General features: G+C 70.8%; 2 protein-coding genes. Both read left to right on the top strand.

The genetic code is table 11. The features are described 5' to 3' along the window. The coding region (locus KIK05_RS48640) for an MFS transporter (RefSeq protein WP_214417335.1) at positions 1-913 on the top strand (913 nt) is incomplete at its 5' end. A gap of 71 nt (positions 914-984) precedes the next feature. Beyond that, on the top strand, positions 985-1655 hold a 671-nt coding region (locus KIK05_RS46395; protein ID WP_214417334.1), incomplete at its 3' end, for an alpha/beta fold hydrolase.

Raw genomic sequence — 1655 nt, 5'->3', positions numbered from 1 at the left:
CAACGTCCCGCTCACCGCGCTGGCGATCGGGCTGTCCTTCCCGCTGATCGCCCCCGACCCCGCCGTCCCGCGCGGGCGCGTGTTCGACCTGCCCGGCGCGCTGACCGCCACGGTCGGCGTGACACTGATCGTCTTCGTCCTGGTCCAGGGCCCCGAGTCGGGCTGGGGCTCACCCCTGATCATCGCCAGCGCGGCCGTGGCCCTGGCCCTGCTGGCCGCCTTCCTGCTCATCGAGGCCCGCAGCAAGGACCCCCTCCTGCCGCTGAGCCTGTTCCGCAACCGCAACCTGAACGCCGGGATCGGCACCACGTTCCTGTTCGGCACCACGCTCAACGTGCTGCTGTACTTCCTGACCATCTACTTCCAAAACGTCCACGGCTACAGCGCGCTGGGCACCGGCACGGCGTTCCTCGCACCGATGGTGGCCGTGCTGATCGGCGCGAACGCGGGCGGCCGGCTGGCCACCAAATTCGGCATACGCACCACGCTGGCCATCAGCCTTCCCGTGGCCGCCCTCGGCGCGGTGCTCGTCGCCCTCACCATGTCGGGCACCGGCTCCTACGCCGCGTTGCTGCCCGGGCTCGTCATCCTCGGCCTCGGCCAGGGCAGCACGTTCACCGTCATGTTCGCCGGCGCGGCCACCGGAGTGCCCGCCGACGAACAAGGCGTCGCCTCCGCCACCGCCTCCACCGGCATGCAGATCGGCACCTCGGTCGGCCTGGCCCTTTTGGTCGCCGTCTCCAACTCCGCCCTCACCCCCGGCCTGACCGGCCAGGCGCTCCGCGCCGCCACCGCCGACGGGCTGCGCACCGCCGTCTTCGTCATCGCCGCAGGCCTGGTGCTGGCCCTCGCCGTGGCCCTCACCTTCCGCCACCACCACCACAACGAAATCCCCGTCCCCGCCACCCACTGACATCACCCCTCCCCACCACCCACCGACATCACCCCTCCCCACCAGTCACTGACATCAAAGGAGAAAATCCCATGGCAACCACCCCTGTCCCCTTCGGCGGCGGCTCGGTCCACTACGAGGTGGCCGGCGACGGCCCCGGCCTGGTGCTGCTGCACGGCACCGGCGGCGACGCCGACCGCGTGTTCGGCAACGTCGTCGACCACTTCACCGGCACCCACACCGTCGTGCGCCCCAACTTCTCCGGCAGTGGCGAGACCGAGGACGGCACCGCCCCGCCGAGCGTCGAACTGCTGGTGGCCCAGGCCGTCGCCGCCATCCACGCCACCAAAGGCGACGAACCGGTCGACCTTCTCGGCTTCTCCCTCGGCGGCGCCATCGCCACGGCGGTCGCGGCCGCTCATCCCGAGCTGGTGCGCAAGCTGATCCTGGTCGGCTCCTGGGTTCACACCACCGGTCCGCGCGACAAGTTCAACTTCGAGTTCTGGCGCGACCTGTACGCCACCGACTTCGGCCTCTACAAGCGGTTCATGGCGCTGCAGGGCTTCGCCCCGCGCATCCTGGACGGCTGGGGACACCAGGGCCTGGCCGCCGCGCAGAACGACGTGTGGCCGGCGGGCGTGGACAAGCAGATCGAGGTCTGCCTGCAGATGGACCTGCGCGACCAGCTGCACCGCATCACCGCCCCCACCCTGGTGGTGGGCTTCACCGCCGACGAGATGGTGCCCATCGACGGCTCCCGCCA

It is taken from the genome of Sphaerisporangium fuscum, assembly GCF_018531465.1.
Classification (GTDB): Bacteria; Actinomycetota; Actinomycetes; order Streptosporangiales; family Streptosporangiaceae; genus Sphaerisporangium; species Sphaerisporangium fuscum.
The sequence above is the reverse complement of the archived record's forward strand: the minus strand, read 5'-3'. Positions and strand labels throughout refer to the sequence as shown.